The sequence below is a fragment of the Streptomyces sp. CGMCC 4.7035 genome (assembly GCF_031583065.1).
GTDB lineage: Bacteria > Actinomycetota > Actinomycetes > Streptomycetales > Streptomycetaceae > Streptomyces > Streptomyces yaanensis.
The window spans coordinates 66867-85963 of sequence record NZ_CP134053.1; the positions used below are offsets into that span (position 1 = coordinate 66867).

General features: G+C 69.9%; 17 protein-coding genes. 9 read left to right on the forward strand and 8 right to left on the reverse strand.

Annotated features, from left to right (window positions below):
* Position 1: 1 nt before the first annotated feature.
* Positions 2-979, forward strand: coding sequence for an alpha-ketoacid dehydrogenase subunit beta (locus Q2K21_RS00305; RefSeq protein WP_310763012.1), 978 nt, complete (start codon positions 2-4; stop codon positions 977-979).
* A gap of 10 nt (positions 980-989) precedes the next feature.
* Positions 990-2417: a dihydrolipoamide acetyltransferase family protein gene (locus Q2K21_RS00310; RefSeq protein ID WP_310763013.1), complete on the forward strand. Its 1428-nt coding sequence runs from the start codon at positions 990-992 to the stop codon at positions 2415-2417.
* Positions 2418-2493: 76 nt separating this feature from the next.
* Here the strand turns inward: Q2K21_RS00310 and Q2K21_RS00315 are convergent, their stop codons facing one another.
* Positions 2494-3387, reverse strand: a complete 894-nt coding sequence (locus Q2K21_RS00315; RefSeq protein WP_310763014.1) for a D-alanyl-D-alanine carboxypeptidase family protein — start codon at positions 3385-3387, stop codon at positions 2494-2496.
* Positions 3388-3594: 207 nt separating this feature from the next.
* Here Q2K21_RS00315 and Q2K21_RS00320 point away from each other — a divergent pair, with 207 nt between their 5' ends.
* Together Q2K21_RS00320 and Q2K21_RS00325 are read left to right on the forward strand one after the other, a co-directional pair.
* Positions 3595-4278 (forward strand): GntR family transcriptional regulator, encoded by a 684-nt coding sequence (locus Q2K21_RS00320; protein ID WP_310763015.1) that lies wholly within the window; start codon positions 3595-3597, stop codon positions 4276-4278.
* Positions 4275-5591: an MFS transporter gene (locus Q2K21_RS00325; RefSeq protein ID WP_310763016.1), complete on the forward strand. Its 1317-nt coding sequence runs from the start codon at positions 4275-4277 to the stop codon at positions 5589-5591. The genes Q2K21_RS00320 and Q2K21_RS00325 overlap by 4 nt, the downstream gene beginning before the upstream one ends.
* A gap of 209 nt (positions 5592-5800) precedes the next feature.
* Here the strand turns inward: Q2K21_RS00325 and Q2K21_RS00330 are convergent, their stop codons facing one another.
* Positions 5801-6625, reverse strand: coding sequence for a carbon-nitrogen family hydrolase (locus tag Q2K21_RS00330; protein ID WP_310763017.1), 825 nt, complete (start codon positions 6623-6625; stop codon positions 5801-5803).
* Positions 6626-6804: 179 nt separating this feature from the next.
* Here Q2K21_RS00330 and Q2K21_RS00335 point away from each other — a divergent pair, with 179 nt between their 5' ends.
* Positions 6805-7629, forward strand: coding sequence for a maleylpyruvate isomerase family mycothiol-dependent enzyme (locus Q2K21_RS00335; protein WP_310763018.1), 825 nt, complete (start codon positions 6805-6807; stop codon positions 7627-7629).
* Between the two features lie 303 nt (positions 7630-7932).
* Here Q2K21_RS00335 and Q2K21_RS00340 read toward each other — a convergent pair whose 3' ends face one another.
* Both Q2K21_RS00340 and Q2K21_RS00345 read right to left on the reverse strand, forming a co-directional pair.
* The gene (locus tag Q2K21_RS00340) at positions 7933-8427 is read right to left on the reverse strand and encodes an LURP-one-related/scramblase family protein (protein WP_310763019.1); all 495 of its coding nucleotides are present in this window, start codon (positions 8425-8427) and stop codon (positions 7933-7935) included.
* Positions 8424-9422, reverse strand: coding sequence for a GlxA family transcriptional regulator (locus Q2K21_RS00345; protein WP_310763020.1), 999 nt, complete (start codon positions 9420-9422; stop codon positions 8424-8426). Before Q2K21_RS00345 ends, Q2K21_RS00340 begins: the two co-directional genes overlap by 4 nt.
* 52 nt (positions 9423-9474) lie before the next feature.
* Here Q2K21_RS00345 and Q2K21_RS00350 point away from each other — a divergent pair, with 52 nt between their 5' ends.
* Entirely contained in the window at positions 9475-9867 is a 393-nt protein-coding gene (locus Q2K21_RS00350; RefSeq protein WP_310763021.1) for a cupin domain-containing protein, read from the forward strand.
* A 109-nt stretch (positions 9868-9976) separates the two neighbouring features.
* On the opposite strand, the gene Q2K21_RS00355 is transcribed toward Q2K21_RS00350, so the two are convergent.
* Positions 9977-10186 (reverse strand): hypothetical protein, encoded by a 210-nt coding sequence (locus Q2K21_RS00355; protein ID WP_310763022.1) that lies wholly within the window; start codon positions 10184-10186, stop codon positions 9977-9979.
* A 317-nt stretch (positions 10187-10503) separates the two neighbouring features.
* On the opposite strand from Q2K21_RS00355, the gene Q2K21_RS00360 reads away from it, so the two are divergent.
* Complete coding sequence (locus Q2K21_RS00360; protein ID WP_310763023.1) at positions 10504-12351, forward strand: NHL domain-containing thioredoxin family protein; 1848 nt, start codon at positions 10504-10506, stop codon at positions 12349-12351.
* A 30-nt stretch (positions 12352-12381) separates the two neighbouring features.
* Here the strand turns inward: Q2K21_RS00360 and Q2K21_RS00365 are convergent, their stop codons facing one another.
* From Q2K21_RS00365 to Q2K21_RS00375, 3 genes are all read right to left on the reverse strand, one after another.
* On the reverse strand, positions 12382-12627 hold the full coding sequence (locus Q2K21_RS00365) for a DUF6458 family protein (protein WP_310763024.1): 246 nt from the start codon (positions 12625-12627) through the stop codon (positions 12382-12384).
* A gap of 274 nt (positions 12628-12901) precedes the next feature.
* Positions 12902-14251, reverse strand: coding sequence for a M18 family aminopeptidase (locus Q2K21_RS00370; RefSeq protein WP_310763025.1), 1350 nt, complete (start codon positions 14249-14251; stop codon positions 12902-12904).
* A gap of 154 nt (positions 14252-14405) precedes the next feature.
* Entirely contained in the window at positions 14406-16232 is a 1827-nt protein-coding gene (locus tag Q2K21_RS00375) for an acyl-CoA dehydrogenase (RefSeq protein WP_310763026.1), read from the reverse strand.
* Between the two features lie 143 nt (positions 16233-16375).
* Between Q2K21_RS00375 and Q2K21_RS00380 the strand changes: the two genes are divergently transcribed.
* Together Q2K21_RS00380 and Q2K21_RS00385 are read left to right on the forward strand one after the other, a co-directional pair.
* Complete coding sequence (locus Q2K21_RS00380; RefSeq protein ID WP_310763027.1) at positions 16376-16870, forward strand: SseB family protein; 495 nt, start codon at positions 16376-16378, stop codon at positions 16868-16870.
* A gap of 228 nt (positions 16871-17098) precedes the next feature.
* Positions 17099-19042, forward strand: a complete 1944-nt coding sequence (locus Q2K21_RS00385; RefSeq protein ID WP_310763028.1) for an Ig-like domain repeat protein — start codon at positions 17099-17101, stop codon at positions 19040-19042.
* Positions 19043-19097: the final 55 nt, after the last annotated feature.

Sequence of the window (19097 nt, forward strand, 5' to 3'; positions counted from 1 at the left end):
CATGGCCGAGAAGATGGCACTCGCCAAGGCGATCAACGAGTCGCTGCGCAAGGCCCTGGAGTCGGACCCCAAGGTCCTGGTCATGGGCGAGGACGTCGGCAAGCTCGGCGGCGTCTTCCGTGTCACCGACGGTCTGCAGAAGGACTTCGGCGAGGAGCGGGTGATCGACACCCCGCTCGCCGAGTCGGGCATCGTCGGCACGGCGATCGGTCTCGCCCTGCGTGGATACCGGCCGGTGGTGGAGATCCAGTTCGACGGGTTCGTGTTCCCGGCCTACGACCAGATCGTCACGCAGCTGGCGAAGATGCACGCCCGCTCGCTCGGCAAGGTCAAGCTTCCGGTTGTCGTCCGTATCCCGTACGGCGGCGGCATCGGCGCGGTCGAGCACCACAGCGAGTCCCCCGAGGCGCTGTTCGCGCACGTGGCGGGCCTGAAGGTCATCTCTCCGTCGAACGCGTCGGACGCGTACTGGATGATGCAGCAGGCCATCCAGAGCGACGACCCGGTGATCTTCTTCGAGCCGAAGCGGCGCTACTGGGACAAGGCCGAGGTCAACCCCGAGGCGATCCCCGGGCCCCTGCACAAGGCGCGCGTGGTGCGCGAGGGCACGGATCTGACGCTCGCCGCGTACGGGCCGATGGTGAAGGTGTGCCAGGAGGTCGCGGCCGCCGCCGAGGAGGAGGGCAAGTCCCTCGAGGTGCTGGACCTGCGCTCGGTCTCCCCGCTCGACTTCGACTCCATCCAGGCGTCGGTGGAGAAGACCCGACGCCTGGTCGTGGTGCACGAGGCGCCGGTGTTCTTCGGTTCGGGCGGGGAGATCGCCGCCCGGATCACGGAGCGGTGCTTCTACCACCTGGAGGCTCCGGTGCTGCGGGTCGGCGGCTATCACGCGCCGTATCCGCCGGCGCGACTGGAGGAGGAGTACCTGCCGGGCCTGGACCGGGTACTCGACGCCGTCGACCGCGCGCTGGCGTACTGAGGAGAGGGTCGTGACGACGATGACTGACGCGTCCGTACGTGAGTTCAAGATGCCCGACGTGGGCGAGGGACTCACCGAGGCCGAGATCCTCAAGTGGTATGTGCAGCCGGGTGACACGGTCTCCGACGGACAGGTCGTCTGCGAGGTGGAGACGGCGAAGGCGGCCGTCGAGCTGCCCATTCCGTACGACGGAGTGGTCCGCGCACTCCACTTCCCCGAGGGCACCACGGTGGACGTCGGCACTTCGATCATCGCGGTCGATGTGACCGGTGGCGCCCCCGCCGCTCAGGTGCCCGCGCCGGCCGAGGAGACCTCGGAGCCAAGGCCCGCGTCCGCCGAGCCGGCGGCCGCCGAGCCGGCGGCCGAGGAGCCCAAGCCGGAGGGCCGCAAGCCGGTCCTCGTCGGCTACGGGGTGGCCGAGTCCTCCACCAGGCGCCGCCCCCGCAAGGGAGTTCCGGCGGCCACCGGGGAGGCCGTCTACGCGGCCGCGGCACTCCAGGGCGAGCTGAACGGGCACGGCAAGCAGACGCGTCCGCTCGCGAAGCCGCCGGTGCGCAAGCTCGCCAAGGACCTGGGCGTCGACCTGGCGACGGTGACTCCGTCTGGTCCGGACGGGATCATCACCCGCGAGGACGTCCACGCGGCGGTGACGTCCGCACCCGCGCCCGAGGCGCCCGCGGCACCCGTGGCCCCGGCCGCCGTCGAGGCGCCTGCGCCGGTGGTGACGTACGACAGCGGACGGGAGACCCGTATCCCCGTCAAGGGCGTCCGCAAGGCCACCGCCCAGGCGATGGTCGGCTCGGCGTTCACCGCGCCGCACGTCACGGAGTTCGTGACGGTCGATGTGACGCGCACGATGAAGCTGGTCGAGGAGCTCAAGCAGGACAAGGACCTGCACGGCCTGCGCGTGAACCCGCTTCTCCTCATCGCCAAGGCCCTGCTGGTGGCGATCAAGCGGAACCCGGAAGTCAACGCGTCCTGGGACGAGGCGAACCAGGAGATCGTCCGCAAGCACTATGTGAACCTGGGCATCGCGGCGGCCACCCCGCGCGGTCTGATCGTGCCGAACATCAAGGACGCGCACGACAAGACGCTCCCGCAGCTCGCCGAGGCGCTGGGCGAGTTGGTGGCCACGGCCCGCGAGGGCAAGACGTCCCCGGGGGCGATGCAGGGCGGCACGATCACGATCACGAACGTGGGCGTGTTCGGCGTCGACACGGGCACGCCGATCCTCAACCCGGGCGAGTCGGCGATCCTCGCGATCGGCGCCATCAAGCTCCAGCCGTGGGTCCACAAGGGCAAGGTCAAGCCCCGCCAGGTCACCACCCTGGCGCTCAGCTTCGACCACCGCCTGGTCGACGGCGAACTGGGCTCGAAGGTCCTCGCCGACGTGGCGGCCATCCTGGAGCAGCCGAAACGGCTGATCACCTGGGCGTAGCCGCCGGGAGCGTACGCATGACGAAGGGGCCGACCGCGACGAGCGGCCGGCCCCTTCGTGCCGTGGGTGATGCGGATCAGACGGCGAAGCCGTAGTTCAGCAGCTTCTTCGCGTCCGCCAGGCGGTTGTCGATCGACGTGGACGCCAGGACCGTACCGATGACCGTCTTGCCGTTGCGGGTCGCGGCGAAGACCAGGCAGTACTTGGCCTCCGGGCCGGAGCCCGTCTTCACACCGATCGCGCCGCTGTAGGTGCCGAGTAGCGGGTTGGTGTTGGTCCAGTTGTAGTAGCGGTAGCCACCGCTCTTGGTGGTCGCCTTCTGCGTCGTGGACTTCGTCTTCACGACCGTGCGGAAGGTGGAGTTCTTCATGGCGCTGCTCGCGATTTTCGTCAGGTCGCGCGGCGTCGAGTAGTTGCTGCCGTTGCCGATGCCGTCGAACGAGTCGAAGTGCGTGTTCGTCAGACCGAGGCTCGTGGCCGCCTTGTTCATCTTGCCGATGAAGGACTTCACGCGCGCGGCACGCGTCGTGCCGGAGCCGAACTTGTCCGCGAGCGCGTAGGCGGCGTCGCAGCCGGAGGGCAGCATCAGCCCGTACAGCAGCTGACGGACGGTGACCTTGTCGCCGACGATCAGGTGAGCCTGGGAAGCGTTGTTCGCGACGACGTAGTCGCTGTAGGCCTTCTGGATCGTGACCTTCGCGTCCAGGTTCAGGTTCGACTGAGACAGCACCACCTTGGCCGTCATGATCTTGGTGGTGGAGCCGGTGGAAAGGCGCGTGTCCGCGGCCTTGGTGAACAGGGTCCTGCCGGTGCCGTTGTTCATCACGAAGCCGCCCTTGGCGGTGATCGTGGGCTTCGTCACGGCCTGCGCGGGCGCCGCGGTGAGCGCGCCGGTGGTGAGCACGGCGCCGGTGGTGACCACTGCCGCGACGGCCCTGCGAACTCGTGCGCCCTTAATGCCGGTAATCAAGTTGAACGCTCCGATTGCGTCTCTGATGCATATAAATGCAGCCAAATGCCCCTGGAGTGCGGCCAGATGAAGAGACCGCCTCGTGGTGAGACTCGTAAGTAGCACAAATGGATGTGCGGTTGCTGGGACCAAATTCGGCTGAGGGCGCGCCGGTCCGCATCGTGGACGCTCATCGGCATGCGTACGTGTTGTATCTATGATGTGCCCATGCCTTCAGCTCCGTCCGCCGCCCCTGCTCCCGAGAAGCCGTCCATCAAACAACCGCCCGCCGCGGACCGCGTGTACAGGCACGTCAAGCAGGGCGTCCTGGAGCGCCGCTACGAGGGCGGAACGCTGCTGACCGAGGGCGAGCTGGCCGAAGAGGTCGGCGTCTCACGGACGCCCGTGCGCGAGGCGCTGCTCCGGCTGGAGGTCGAAGGGCTGATCAGGCTCTACCCGAAGAAGGGGGCGCTCGTCCTGCCCGTCTCCGCCCAGGAGATCGCGGACGTGGTCGAGACGCGTCAGCTCGTCGAGGAACACGCGGCCCGCAAGGCCGTGCCCGCGCCGCCCGGTCTGATCGCCCGCCTCGAAGAACTGCTGGCGCGTCAGAAGGAACAGGCCGCCGCCGGCGATCTGACCGGTGCCGCGCTCACCGACCGCACGTTCCACGCCGAGATCGTGCGCAGCGGCGGCAACGAGATCCTCTCCCGGCTGTACGACCAACTCCGCGACCGCCAGCTGCGGATGGGGGTCGCGGTCATGCACTCTCACCCCGACCGGATCGCCAAGACGCTCACCGAGCACGAGGAGATCCTTGAGGCGCTGCGGGCCGGCGACACCGAGGCGGCCGTCACCATCGTCCACCGGCACGTCAGCTGGTTCTCCAACCTGGCCCGGGGTGAGGTGCGATGAGTGCGCGCTCCGAAAGGTCCCGCTCCGTGTCCCTGCCCGGCGACCCGCCGGGCGGCCGACGTGCCATCGCCGTGTGGGCCATCGGCGTCTCGGTCTACTTCGTCGCCGTCATCTTCCGCACGTCGCTGGGCGTGGCCGGTCTCGACGCCGCGGACCGCTTCCACGTGGGCGCGTCCGCCCTGTCCACCTTCTCGATCCTCCAGCTCCTCGTGTACGCGGGCATGCAGATACCTGTCGGCCTGCTGGTGGACCGCCTCGGCACCAAGAAGGTGCTGACGATGGGGGTCGTCCTGTTCACGGCCGGTCAGCTCGGCTTCGCCCTCTCCCCCTCGTACGGTACGGCGCTCGCCTCGCGCGCGCTGCTCGGCTGCGGTGACGCGATGACGTTCATCAGCGTGCTGCGGCTCGGCACCCGCTGGTTCCCGGCCCGTCGCGGTCCGCTGGTCGCGCAGCTCGCCGGTCTGGTCGGCATGGCGGGCAACCTGGTCTCCACGCTCGTCCTGGCCCGGCTGCTGCACGGTGTGGGCTGGACGGCCGCGTTCGGCGGCAGCGCGCTCGCCGGAGTCGTCGTGCTTGTTCTGCTCCTCCTTTTCCTCAAGGACCACCCCGAGGGGTACGAGCCGGAGCCGTTCCCGCACCTCGGTTCGGCGTACGTGCGGCGGCAGATCGCGGCGTCCTGGAGGGAACCGGGCACCCGCCTCGGCATGTGGGTGCACTTCACGACGCAGTTCCCGGCGATGGTGTTCCTGCTGCTGTGGGGCCTGCCGTTCCTGGTCCAGGCGCAGGGGCTGTCACGGGCGACGGCCGGTGAACTCCTCACGCTCGTCGTGCTGTCGAACATGCTCATCGGCCTGGTGTACGGGCAGATCGTCGCCCGGCACCACGCGGCGCGGCTGCCGTTGGCGCTCGGGACGGTCGGGGCGACGGCGGTGCTGTGGGCGGCCACGCTCGTCCACCCCGGGGCGCACGCGCCGATGTGGCTGCTGGTCGGGCTGTGCACCGTGCTCGGCGCCTGTGGTCCGGCGTCGATGATCGGCTTCGACTTCGCGCGCCCGGCGAACCCGCCGCAGCGTCAGGGTACGGCCTCCGGTATCACCAACATGGGCGGTTTCATCGCCTCCATGACGACGCTGCTGGCGATCGGTGTGCTGCTGGACGCCACGGGTGACAACTACGCCGTGGCGTTCTCGGTGGTGTTCGTGCTCCAGGCGCTTGGGCTGAGTCAGATCCTGCGGTTGCGGAAGCAGGCGGCGCGTCGGGAGCGGGAGCGGTTGGTGGCGAGCCGGGTGGAGACGGTGCATGTGCCTGCGTAGGGCGGCGCCTGCGTAGGGCGGCGGCGGGGTTGCCGTTGGGCGCTTCGGCACCGGCGTTGGCGCTGGACGGGGGTGGGTCCGCAGCTCGGCGGTACGAGGTGCCGCGGCGCCCACCCTCCCCCAAGCTCTCGGCTTCGCTCGAGCAGGGGGGACCCCATCGCCCCAGCGGCACGAATGCCCGTAGCTACGGACAGCGCTACCGCCCGCAGCTACGGACGGCGGCGCGGGCGCTCCAGGCCCAGTACCCGGTCCTTCAGCGCCGGGAACTGTTCCCTCGTCGTCGTGACCTTCCCCGGGTCGAACTCCACCGTGAGGATTTCCTCGTCGGCTCCCGCCTCCGCGAGGACCTCGCCCCACGGATCCACCACGATCGAGTGACCCGCCTGCGGAACTCCCGCGTGCGTCCCGGCCGTTCCACAGGCAAGGACGTACGCCTGGTTCTCGACCGCCCGCGCCTGGGCCAGCAGCGTCCAGTGGGACCGGCGGCGCTCCGGCCAGCCCGCCGGGATCACGAGCGTTTCGGCCCCCGCGTCCACGAGCGAGCGGAACAGCTCGGGGAAGCGGAGGTCGTAGCAGGTGGCCACGCCGATGGTCGTCTCCGGCAGACGTACCGTCACCAGCTCGGTTCCCGCACCCATCAGCACGGCCTCGCCCTTGTCGAAGCCGAAGCGGTGGATCTTGCGGTAGGCAGCGGCCAGTTCACCGGAGGGGGAGAAGATGAGAGACGTGTTGTAGAGGGGGCCTTCACCCGCGGCGGAGCCGCTGTCGGACGGGGTGCGTTCGGGGATCGAGCCGGCGTGCAGCCACACGCCCGCATCGCTCGCCGCCTTCGCCATCGCCTCGTACGTCGGCCCTTCGAGCGGCTCGGCCTCGGTTCCGAACGCCTCGTAGGCGAACGCCCCGGTCGTCCACAGCTCGGGCAGCACCACGAGATCGACTCCGGCTTGTTCTCGTACGAGCGAGGCGGCTCGCTGCCGACGCGAATCGACCGATTCGTCCTCGTCTACCCGCATCTGGATGAGGGAGGCGCGCACACTACCACCGTCCTGGCATTCGAGCCGTCTAGACAGGCCTACGATCGTCACACGAAAGCACTGCCGGGGTGCCTCACAGCAGCGTAACTTAACGTTCCGAGACACCCGCCGACAGTCGCCGCCCGTCGACACTGCCGTCACCATCGCCCGTGCACCGACCGCCCGAGGGGTCCCGTTCCGTGAGTCTGCATCCCACTCTTCAGCCCTATGCCGATGCCTGGACCCACTCCATCGAAGCGATATCCGAGTTGGTGCTGCCGCTCGTGGAGGGCGAGTGGAACCGGCGTACTCCCTGCCCGGGCTGGTCGGTGCGCGATGTGGTCTCCCACGTCATCGGCATGGACTGCGAAATGCTCGGCGACCCGCGCCCGATCCACACACTCCCGCGCGACCTGTTCCACGTCACGAACGAGTACCAGCGCTACACGGAGATGCAGGTCGACGTCCGCCGCCACCACACGGCGCCGGAGATGACGTCCGAGCTCGAGTACACGATCATCCGCCGCAACCGCCAGCTGCGGAACGAGTCGCGGGATCCGGGCACCAAGGTGCGCGGTCCGTTCGGGAGCGAGCAGACCCTCGAAGAGGCCATGCGGTATCGCGCGTTCGATCTGTGGGTGCACGAGCAGGACCTGCGTACGGCGCTCGGCCGGCCGGGGAACCTGGACTCGCCGGGTGCGCACATCGCGCGCGACGAGCTGCTGGCCGCGCTGCCGGACGTCGTCGCCAAGGACGCGGGGGCGCCCCCCGGTTCGGCGGTCGTCTTCGATGTGCACGGCCCCATCGAGTTCCTGCGCACGGTTCGGGTCGACGCGGAGGGGCGTGGCTCGATAGACGGCGCGCCCTCGCTGGGCCCTGCCGTGTCGCTCACCCTCGACTGGGAGACGTACGTCCGCCTCGCCTGCGGCCGTGTCACCGCGGACGTGGTGGCGGACCGCATCAAGGCGGAGGGCGACCCGGAACTGACGGCGGCGATCCTGCTGTCGTTCGCGGTGACGCGGTAGCGGCACCGACGGGTACGGAGGGCACCTGGTTCGCGAGGCGCTGCCGGAAGGCGGCCGGGGACTCGCGACGGGCGCCCGGGCAGGCCGCGCGGGCCCGGACAGGCGACAGGCCGGACAGGCCGGATAGGCGACAGGCCGGGCAGGCCGGATAGGCGACAGGCCGGGCAGGCCGGATAGGCGACAGGCCGGACAGGTCGGACGGTGCTGCCGCAGGCACGCCGTGGCCTGGCCTCGCGGGTGTTTTGCTCGGGGCGGCCGTGGGCGCGAGCCGGCGTCGAACGCGGACGGTTCACCGTGCCGTGCTCAGTCCTCCTCCCGCTCCTTCTCCGCCAGGTGGATCACGCACACGGCCACCGCGATCAGCAGCGCCGGGTCCGCGTCGTCGCGCACGATGTCGACGCCGTACGTCTCACGGACGTGCAGCCAGCGGCGGGAGATCTGCGCGAGCAGTTCCCCGTCGTACTCGACGGCGAACTCGCGGTCGAGGATCTTGCCGCTGACGTCGAGTTCCGTGCCGTCCACCAGTGAGACGCGGTAGTGGTTACGGAGCAGCGACAGGCGTTTGCGCCTGATCGTTGCCAGTGGGCCTCCGTCGCGCTCGATGATCATCGTGTCGCGCAGGGCCAACATCTTCTGGTGGATGTCGATCAGGACCCGCCCCTGCGGGTCCTTGAGTTCGAACGTGTCCCGCAGCCGCAGCGCCTTGCCGTCGACCAGGAACGCCTTGTTGCCGTGCTGGTCCTCGATCCAGTAGTCGTCGCCGATGCCGAGGAGCCGGTCGCGTACGAGGAATCTCATACGGTGAGGGCTTCCCCCGTGCCAGTTCCGAAACGCCGTCGGTAGGCCGACGGGCTGAGTCCGGTCTCGCGCCGCAGCCGCGCCCGCAGGTTGGCGGCCGTACCGAGGCCGCTGCGCGCGGCGACCACGTCCAGCCGCTCCTCCCCGCGCTCGATCAGCCGGCAGGCGAGGGCGACCCGCTCCCCGGTCAGCCAGGCCAAGGGGGTGGTGCCGAGCTGGGCGCGGAAGCGGCGGTGCAGCGTCGCGGGGCTTACCGCGGCACGCGCCGCGAGGTCGGCGACGGTGAGCGGTTCGTCCAGACGCTCCTGGGCCCAGGCCAGCAGCGGTGCGAGCGATTCGTCAGGGACGTCGGGCACGGGCCGTTCCACGAACTGCCGCTGTCCGCCGTCGCGGTGCGCTGCGAAGACCAGCCGACGGGAGACGGCGTTGGCCATCTCCGCGCCATGGTCGCGGCGTACGACATGCAGCCCGAGATCGAGCGCGGAGGCGCTGCCGGAGGCGGTGAGGATGTCGCCGTCATCCACGAACAGCACCTCCGGCTCCAGTCTGACCTGCGGAAACCGTGCCCGGAACGACTCCGCCCACATCCAGTGGCAGGCGGCCCGCCGCCCGTCGAGCAGCCCGGCCTCCGCGATGGTGAACGCGCCGGAGCAGAAGCCGATCAGCCGCGTGCCCCGTGCATGCGCCCGGCGCACGGCGTCCAGGACCTCCGAGGAGCGCGGGGTGTCGGTGTCGGGCCGGTTCGGCACGATCAGCGTGTCCGCGTCGTCGACGGCGTCGAGTCCCGCGACATCCGTCAGCGTGAAGAAGCCGTCCCGCATCCGGGTCCTGGGCGCGGCCGAGCACAGCCGGAAGTCGTACAGCTCCCGGCCGAGTTCGGGCCGCCGCAGTCCGAAGACCTCGATGGCGCAGCTCATCTCGAACGGATTGGAGTTCTCGTCGACGACGAGCACGACGCGATGGGCGGGCGACGCCTGAGAGGATCCTTGCGGCATATGCGATTTCTAGCACTCGTGCGACGGCCCCGGGGCCCCGCACGATGACCGCATGAAACCGGAAGCCGTCTCTCTCGCCGCAGCCCTCGCCTCCTTCACCGAGCTGTGGAGCCCGCGCATCGTCACCGCCGTCAACGACTACGACGTACGCGTCGCGAAGGTGCAGGGCGAGCACCTGTGGCACACCCACGACCACACCGATGAGTTCTTCCTCGTCCTGGACGGCGAGCTGCACATCGCGCTGCGCGAGGCGGCCGGCGAGCGCACGGTCGTGCTGCCCAAAGGCTCGGTCCTCACGGTCCCGCGTGGCATGGAGCACAAGCCGTCCGCCCCGGCCGGAGCGTCGATCCTGCTGTTCGAGCCCACCGGCACGGTGACGGTCGGTGACCGCCACGAGGGGATCCCCGACCACGTGGACGTGACGACGGGGCACGCCCTGGCCTGAGTGCGCACCTCGTGACGTGAGCACCGAACGAGCCCCCCGCGACGTTGCGGGGGACTCGTACACGGACCGCGCAGGGGCCGCGGGCGGACCGCGCGGGGACCGGACCGGCTCAGCGGTAGCCCTCCTGCATGTCCTCATCGTCGTCGTCCCACGACGAGCGCCGCTCGGGGTGCTCCCGGCGGGTGGCGGGGTCCGAAATCTCGGACCCGTTTTTGTCGGGGTCGCGCCTGTCCCGGTCGCGGATCTCGTCGCTCGTGATCTCGCCGCGGTCGCGGTCGCGGTCCCGGCGGCGGACCTGGTCGTCGATGTCTCGTGGCATGGAACTGCTCCCTTGCGGTGGCCCCCCTGTATGCGTCGAGCATCTCTCCGTTACGGCTTGTGCGCATCCTGTAACGGGGTGTCCGCCGATCCATCAGCCCTTGTTGCGTAAGACCCTCTTGGTGTGACCGATTCGAGTGCCGAGGTTCTTGGACTCGGAGCGGGCCGGCTCCGCGAGCATTGCGACGACGCCTCTCCCACTCCGCGCCGTGCTCTCCGGCCCGAGGGCGGAGGCAGAGAGTGGGGCGTCCCGCCAAGGGAGGTCACCCGCGTACGGCCGTGATCGGGCCCTTCGCGACCGGATGGCACCCTTGAACCATGAACGATGCCGCCCCGGCACCCACCCCTGCTGCCGTGCCCCGCCGCCGTGCCCGTGTCCGTGCCCCCGAGCTGATCGGCAAAGGGGGGTGGATCAACACCGGTGGCAAGGATCTGAAGCTGGCCGACTTCCGAGGCCGCACATTGATTCTCGATTTTTGGACCTTCTGCTGCATCAACTGTCTGCATGTCCTGGACGAGCTGCGCGAGCTGGAGGAGAAGCACCGCGACACCGTGGTGATCGTCGGCGTCCACTCGCCGAAGTTCGTGTACGAGGCGGATCACCAGGCGGTGCTGGACGCGGTGGAGCGGTACGGGGTGGAGCACCCGGTCCTCGACGACCCCGAGCTGGCCACCTGGAAGCAGTACGCCGTGCGCGCGTGGCCGACGCTCGTCGTCATCGACCCCGAGGGGTACGTGGTCGCGCAGCACGCCGGTGAGGGGCATGTGCACGCCATCGAACGGCTCGTCGAGGAGCTGGAGGAGGAGCACGAGGCGAAGGGCACGCTGCACCGCGGCGAGGGTCCGTATGTGGCACCGGAGCCCGAGCCGACGGCCCTGCGCTTCCCGGGCAAGGCGCTCCTGCTTCCGAAGGGGAACTTCCTGGTCAGCGACACCACCCGGCACCAGCTGGTGGAGCTGGCCGAGGACGGGGAGAGCGTTGTGCGGCGGATCGGGTCCGGTGCGCGCGGCTTCGCCGACGGCACGGCGGAGACGGCCTCCTTCAGCGAGCCCCAGGGGCTCGCTCTCCTCGATGACTCCTCCGTGGTCGTCGCCGACACGGTTAACCACGCGCTGCGGCGACTGGACCTCGTCACCGGCGAGGTGACCACCCTCGCGGGTACCGGAAAGCAGTGGTGGCAGGGCTCCCCCACCTCCGGACCGGCCCGGGAGGTCGACCTGTCCTCGCCGTGGGACGTGGCCGTCTTCGGCGGCAAGGTGTGGATCGCCATGGCCGGTGTGCACCAACTGTGGGCGTACGACCCCGCCGACGGCACCGTCGCCGTCGCGGCCGGCACGACCAACGAGGGGCTCGTGGACGGGCCCGGCGCCGAGGCCTGGTTCGCCCAGCCGTCCGGGCTCGCGGCCACCGCCGACCGCCTCTGGCTCGCCGACTCCGAGACGTCGGCCCTGCGCTGGGTGGAACTCGACGGGACCGTCCACACCGCCGTCGGCACCGGTCTGTTCGACTTCGGGCACCGTGACGGCGCCGCGGAACAGGCGTTGTTCCAGCACCCGTTGGGCGTCACGGTCCTGCCCGACGGATCCGTCGCCGTCAGCGACACCTACAACCACGCGCTGCGCCGCTACGACCCCGCGACCGGTGAGGTGACCACGCTGGCCACGGACCTGCGTGAGCCGAGCGACGCCGTGCTGACCGGCGACGACATAGTGGTGGTGGAATCGGCCCGGCACCGGCTGACCCGGCTGCGTCTGCCGGAGGAGGCGATACGGGTCGAGGCCGTCGCCCACCGCACCCAGCGCGAGGCCACCGAAGTGGCCCCGGGCAAGCTCGAACTCGACGTCGTCTTCCAGGCCCCGGCCGGCCAGAAGCTGGACGTGCGCTACGGCCCGTCCACCCGGCTGCTGGTCTCCTCGACCCCGCCCGAGCTGCTGCTGTCCGGTGAGGGCGCGGACACGGACCTGTCCCGCACCCTGGAGCTCAACCCGGCGGTCACGGAGGGCGTACTGCACGTCTCCGCGATGGCGGCCTCGTGCGACGACGACCCCGCCAACGAATACCCCGCCTGTCATGTCCACCAGCAGGACTGGGGCGTCCCGGTCCGCCTCACGCAGGGCGGGGCGACCCGGCTTCCGCTGGTGCTGGCGGGCATGGACGCGGAGTAGTGGTCCGGGCGGGTCCGGCCGGGGCCGGGGCTAGACCCCGTACCCGTCGCCGTACCCGTCCCGGTGATGGTGCCGTTCCTCGTCGATCACCGGGGTGGGCGGCACCACGACCCGCCTGCGGCGGGCGATGCTGCTGAAGGTGGCGACTCCGATCAGCCCGACGATCATGAAGATGAAGCCGACCAGCTGCACGTTGACGCCGTTCATGTGCCAGTCGGTCGCGAACGCGAGGATGGCCCCCACAGCGATCAGGATGATGCATCCACCCAGGCCCATGAGTCCTGCCCTCCCTGTGGGGCCGGTCCTTCCGGCCCCGGGCCCGGGTACCCGGGAGGGCGGCGGGCATGCCGCCTGATCGCTCGCCCGTGCGAGCTGCGCGCGAGCCGCGCGTCGGCCACGCGCCGACTACGCGCCGGCCAAGGGCAAGCCGCGCGCCGACTACGCGCCAGCCACGAGCATGCCGCGCCCCAGCCACGCGCCGACTACGCGCCGGCCAAGGGCGAGCAGCGGTGCGGTGCCACCCGGGGGACGGTGACGGCGGCCGGGTGGTTCAGCCCTCCAGGAACGCCACCAGCGCGTTCGCCAGCAGGAACGGGTCGTCCGCGCCGCACAGTTCGCGGACGCTGTGCATCGACAGGATCGCGGCGCCGATGTCGACCGTCTTGATGCCGTGGCGGGCCGCCGTGATGGGGCCGATGGTGGTGCCGCAGGGCATCGCGTTGTTCGAGACGAAGGACTGGAAGGGAACGTCCGCCTTCTCGCAGGCCGCCGCGAAGATCGCGCGGCCTGAACCGTCCGTGGCGTAGCGGTTGTTGACGTTCACCTTGAGAATGGGGCCGCCGTTGGCACGGGGGTGGTGCGTCGGGTCGTGCCGTTCCGCGTAGTTGGGGTGGACGGCGTGGCCGGTGTCGGAGGACAGACAGACCGTGCCCGCGAAGGCGCGGGCCCGGTCCTCGTACGAGCCGCCCCGCGCGAAGACCGAGCGTTCGAGCACCGAGCCGAGCAGCGGGCCGTCGGCGCCGGTGTCCGACTGGGAGCCGTTCTCCTCGTGGTCGAAGGCCGCGAGCACCGGGATGTACGAGAGGGCGGCGCCGGAGGTGGCCACGGCCGCCAGCGCCGCGGTGGCCGAGTGCACCGACAGCAGGTTGTCCATGCGCGGGCCCGCCACCAGATCCTTGTCCCTGCCCAGATAGGCCGGCGGCTCGACGGAGTGGGTCATCAGGTCCCAGCCCGTCACGTCACCCGAGGCCAGGCCCAGCTCCTGCTCCAGGAACGCGATGAGGTCGCCGTCTCGCACGTCGTCGCCCAGGCCCCATACCGGCTGCAGATGGCGCTGCTTGTCGAGCTTCAGCCCCTCGGCCGAGACCGAACGGTCCAGATGGATGGCCAGTTGCGGTACGCGCAGCAGCGGTCTGTCGACGTTCACCAGGCGGGTGGAGCCGTCGCGCAGGGACAGCCGGCCGGACAGGCCCAGGTCGCGGTCCAGCCAGGAGTTGAGCAGCGGGCCGCCGTAGATCTCCACCGCGATCTGCCGCCAGCCGTGCGCGCCGGTGTCCGGCCGCGGCTTCACCCGCAGGTTCGGGGAGTCGGTGTGCGCGCCCACGATCCGGAACGGGGTGTGCGGGTCGGCGCCCTCGGGGACGTACCACGCTACGATCGCGCCCCCGCGCAGCACGTACTTGCCGCCGCTCGTCCCGTCCCACGCGTCGGTCTCCGCGACCTGGCGGAAGCCGGCCTTCTCCAGCCGCTCGGCGGCGTTCGCCACGGCGTGGTACGGCGACGGGCTGGCCGCCAGGAAGGACATGAGGTCGTCGGTGTGGCTGCGGCCGAAGGCGCGAGGTGCGCGCGAGGCGTTCCCCGGAGGGGCGGCGGCGGCAGGCGCGTGGGGGCTTGTGCTCATGGGTTCACCTTAACGACGTACGAGGGCCCGCTCCCGGTGATGGGGAGCGGGCCCTCGTAAGGGGGATGTGGAGGGTTGTGGCTGACCGGACGGACAGGGTCCGGTCAGCCGACTACGGACGTCTGTGACGACGGCATCCCACGGCCGGGCGGACCTAGAACGCGGCCTCGTCCAGCTCCATGAGGTCCAGGTCCACGCCCCCGGCCACCTTGCGGGCCAGGGTCACGCCCGGCAGGACGTTGGCCGCGAAGAACTTCGCCGCCGCGATCTTGCCGGTGTAGAACGCCTTGTCCTTCGCGGAGGCCGTCTCCAGCTTCTCGGCGGCGATCGCGGCACCCTTCAGCAGCAGGTAGCCGACGACCACGTCACCGGAGGCCAGCAGCAGGCGGGTGGTGTTCAGGCCCACCTTGTAGATGTTCTTGACGTCCTGCTCGGTGGCGGCGAGGTCGGTGAGCATCAGGCCGACGATGGCCTCCAGCTCGACGGCCGCCTTGGCCAGGTGCTCGCGGGCGCCGGCCAGCTCCTCGCCGCCGGTGCCGAGCGCCAGGAACTTCTTGATGTCCTCGGCGAGGGAGTTCAGCGCGGCGCCCTGGTTGCGGACGATCTTCCGGAAGAAGAAGTCCTGGCCCTGGATCGCGGTGGTGCCCTCGTACAGGGTGTCGATCTTCGCGTCGCGGATGTACTGCTCGATCGGGTACTCCTGCAGGAAGCCGGAGCCGCCGAAGGTCTGCAGCGACTGGGCGAGCTGCTCGTAGCCCTTCTCGGAGCCGTAACCCTTGACGATGGGGAGAAGCAGGTCGTTGAGCGCGTGCTCGGTCGAGGTGTCCTCGCCGTTCGCCTCCTTGACCGCGATCGCGTCCTGGACGGAGGCGGTGTAGAGGACGAGGGCGCGCATGCCCTCCGCGTACGCCTTCTGCGTCATCAGCGAGCGGCGCACGTCCGGGTGGTGCGTGATGGTGACCTTGGGCGCGGTCTTGTCCATGAAGTTGGCCAGATCCGGACCCTGGACGCGCTCCTTGGCGTACTCCAGCGCGTTCAGGTAGCCGGTGGACAGCGTGGAGATCGCCTTCGTGCCGACCATCATGCGGGCGAACTCGATGATGCGGAACATCTGGCGGATGCCGTCGTGCTTGTCGCCGATCAGCCAGCCCTTGGCGGGGTGGCGGTCGCCGAAGGTCATCTCGCAGGTGTTGGAGGCCTTCAGGCCCATCTTGTGCTCGACGTTGGTGGCGTAGACGCCGTTGCGCTCGCCCAGCTCGCCGGTCTCGAAGTCGAAGAGGTACTTCGGGACGAGGAAGAGGGACAGGCCCTTGGTGCCGGGGCCGGCGCCCTCGGGGCGGGCGAGGACGTAGTGGAGGATGTTCTCCTCCATGTCGTGCTCACCGGACGTGATGAACCGCTTGACGCCCTCGATGTGCCAGGAGCCGTCCTCCTGCTGGATGGCCTTGGTGCGCCCGGCGCCGACGTCCGAGCCGGCGTCCGGCTCGGTGAGCACCATGGTGGAGCCCCAGGTCCTCTCGACCGCGATCTGGGCGATCTTCTTCTGGACCTCGTTGCCCTCGTCGAAGAGGATCCCGGCGAAGGCCGGGCCGGAGGAGTACATCCACACGGCCGGGTTCGAGCCGAGGATCAGCTCCGCGTAGGCCCAGATCAGGGACGGGGGAGCCGTCGTGCCGCCGATCTCCTCGGGCAGACCGAGGCGCCAGTACTCGGAGTCCATGAAGGCCTTGTAGCTCTTCTTGAAGGCCGCCGGGACAGGGGCGGTGTTCGTCTCGGGGTCGAAGACCGGCGGGTTGCGGTCGGCGTCCGCGAAGGACTCCGCCAGCTCGTTCTCCGACAGGCGGGTGAGCTCTTCGAGGATGCTCTTCGCGGTGTCGGTGTCCATCTCCGCGAACGGGCCGGTGCCGTACAGCTTGTCGCGGCCGAGCACCTCGAAGAGGTTGAACTCGATGTCGCGGAGATTCGACTTGTAGTGCCCCATGGCGACGGCTCCCTAGAGGGATCGGCGAGGCACTGACTCCTCGCATCTCGTTCACATACCAACCAGTAGCTCCGATGATGCTACCCGTCGGTAATAAGAATCAACCCCTGATGGCCCATATGTGGCCCACTACTCTTTGGGGCATGTACGGCTACCAGAACGCGGGCGGGCAGCAGCAGCAGTACGCCTCGGCCCAGCAGCAGATGCCCGGGCAGCAGATGCCGGGCGCGCAGATGCCCGGCGGGTACGGGCAGCAGCCGCCGCTCTACCCCGAGCCGTCGCCGCCGTCGCTCGCGGACGCCGTCCGCGCGTTCACCACGGGGTCGATGGCGGCCGAGGACTTCCAGCAGGTCTTCGCCACGTCCAAGGTGTACTGCCCGCGCGGCGACAACCCCGGCTTCCTCGCGCTGCACAACACCCAGCAGCCCGTGATCCCGATGTTCACCTCGCTCAAGGAGCTGCGCCGGTACGCGGGCAAGGAGTCCAAGTACTTCGTGATCACCGGCGCCGAGGTGATCGACCTGCTGCCGACCGGGTACGGGTTCGTCCTCGACATGGAGGGGGAGCACCGGATGGTGTTCGACGCGAAGGCGGTCGAGCAGATGGTGGAGTTCGCCATGCGCCGCATGTACGGCTGACCGCCGGTGCGGCGCCGGCCGCTGACCGCCCGTCCGGCGTTGGATGCGCCCCGCCCATCCGGCGCTGCGGAAATCCGCTCCGTGTTTGTCACAGCCATGCCATAGGGTGCCCTCAGGCAGCCGCGCCCCGTGCGCCACCGCTCTTCCGCGGTCGCGCCCGGGTGCCGCGCGGCGCTCTCATCTCCCGGCGATCCCGGGTTCTTTCGTGGGGGTTTCATCACTGTGCGCATGCGCACCACTTCGGCCGCGACGGCGTTCGCGGTCCTCTTCAGCTCGGCGGCGCTGAGCGTCGTCGCGGCCGGTACCGCGTCGGCCCAGCCGGCGACGCTCACCCAGCCCGTCGGTCTCGTCGCGGACGGCGCGGTGCAGCGGGTCTTCGTCGCCGACCGGGCCAACGGCCGGGTCATGGCCACCGACTACAGCGGCACTCTGGTCGACATGAACGTCGGCTTCGGCGACGTCAGCGACCTCGCGCTCTCGGCCGACGGCGCCACGCTCTACGCGGCTCTGCCGGGCAGCCACGAGATCGTGGCCTTCGACGCGGCCACCCTCGAGGTCAGGACGCGCTACGCCCTCGGCGCGGGCGTCACTCCGCGCGCCGTGGCCTTCGCGGGCGGACGGCTGTGGTTCTCGTACCGGATCACGGGCGAGGACGGTGCCTTCCACGGCAACCTGGGCTCCGTCGACCCCACCGCCACCGACGTGGCGGCCGCGGTGGCCCTGGGGCAGCTTCCGGGGGAAGTCGCCCCGTACTACAACGCGGCCCTCCTGGACGCGGACCCGACCATGCCGGGCCTGCTGTCCTTCACCGACAGCGGCGACAGCCCCGGCGCGACGAACGTGCTCGACGTCTCCGGCGCCACCCCGCAGGTGGTCGCCAAGAGCGAGGGCGGCGCCTACTTCGGGGCGGACGTGGACCTCGTACCCGGCACCTCCGAAGTACTCGTGGGAGGTTCGCGGCGGCTGTCCTACGCGAACGGGACCTTCACCCCGGCGGGCGAGCTCGCGGACACGGGGTGGAAGGCCGATGTCTCTCCGGGCGGTCTGATCGCCCAGTCCTCGCTCCAGCGCGTCTCCGTCTACAAGCCGGGCGCCACCGAGCCGGTGCGCCGCTTCGACACGGGCGACGACAACGTGGGCCAGGTGGCCTGGGCCCCGGACTCCTCGCGGCTGTTCGCCGTGGTCGGCACTGACAACGGCTACACGCTCAAAGCGTTCACCGGCCCGGCTCTCAATGTGCCGACTCTGACCGTGAACGCCCCGGCCTCCGCGACCCGGGCGAAGACACTCACGGTCACCGGCAAGCTCTCGGCCACCGTTCCGTTCGCGACGGGCGCGAAGCTCGCCGTCACCCGCACCGACCTCGACAGCCCGAGCGGCAAGGCGCTCGCGGCCGTCACGGTCAAGGCGGACGGCACGTACTCCTTCACGGACACCCCGCCGGCCGGCGGCAAGGTCACGTACAAGGTGACGTACGCGGGCGACGCCGAGCACACCTCGGCCACCGCCTCCGCCAAGGTCGAGGTCTCCCGCGCCGCGACCTCGCTGACCCTGAACAACAACGGCAAGCTGTACAACTACGGCGCCGACGTCACGTTCACGGCGCACCTCGGGACGACGTACAAGAACCGCAAGGTCGCGATCTATGCGGACCCCTTCGGCGCGGACAAGCCGAAGAAGCTGGTGAAGTCCGGCACCGTCAACTCCAGCGGCAACCTGTCCGTGACCCTGGACATGACCCGCGACACGGCGGTCAGCGCGGTCTTCGCGGGTGACTCCCGGTACAAGCCGAAGACGGTCAAGGTCACGGCGTACGCCCGCGTCAAGGTCTCCACCGCCGTCTCCAGGCACTACAAGACGGCCAAGATCGGCTCGACGTCGTACTACTGGTTCCACAAGAACACCGACCCGCTGCTGACCACGACGATGACCTACTACCCGGGCCGTCAGCAGCGCTTCGACCTCCAGGTGTACTACGGCGGCTCGTGGTACTCGGCGGGCTCGGAGTACTTCCCGGTCGGTTCGAACGGGAAGTCGGCCGTGAGTCTCGAGGCACCCGGTGAGTCGGGTATCCGGGCGCGGATGCGGTCGGTGTACGTCAACGGCTCGTCCGGCGACAGCGTGAACTCGACGACGTACGGGGCGTGGAAGTACCTGTACTTCTCCAACTAGTCCAGCCCGACTGGTCCAGCCCGACTGGTCCAGCTTCTCCAACGGAAGCCCGGAG